The organism is Pseudomonas sp. AC463 (genome assembly GCF_979253585.1).
The window spans coordinates 1-320 of record NZ_CEEDDZ010000337.1; the positions used below are offsets into that span (position 1 = coordinate 1).

Sequence of the window (320 nt, forward strand, 5' to 3'; positions counted from 1 at the left end):
ATCAAATCCTCCCCGTTTACGGGATGGTGGCACGCCAAGGGCGTGACGGAGGGGCGGCCACCCGCGTTTCCGTCTTCGGCTCTTGCACGGCTTCACGCGGGCCGATGTAAACTGCGCAACGACCAAAACCAAAAAGCCCCCCGCTTCCTGCTGGAAACGACGGGCCGTATTGGTGGGCGCGACAGGGATTGAACCTGTGACCCCACCCGTGTGAAGGGTGTGCTCTACCGCTGAGCTACGCGCCCGATCCCGCGGTCCTCAGGACCCCGGGAAAACCCGGAGCCGCGCGTCTATCCACCGACGCGCGGCCTGTCCAGTGT

At 65.0% G+C, this 320-nt stretch carries 1 protein-coding gene and 1 tRNA gene; one reads left to right on the top strand and one right to left on the bottom strand.

Annotated features, from left to right (window positions below; all coding sequences use genetic code 11):
- A partial coding sequence (locus AC0IYH_RS30410) for a hypothetical protein (protein ID WP_471837867.1) occupies positions 1 to 192 on the top strand: 192 nt, incomplete at its 5' end.
- On the opposite strand, the gene AC0IYH_RS30415 is transcribed toward AC0IYH_RS30410, so the two are convergent.
- Positions 171 to 245 (bottom strand) — tRNA-Val (locus AC0IYH_RS30415). The genes AC0IYH_RS30410 and AC0IYH_RS30415 overlap by 22 nt on opposite strands.
- Between the last annotated feature and the right edge of the window lie 75 nt (positions 246 to 320).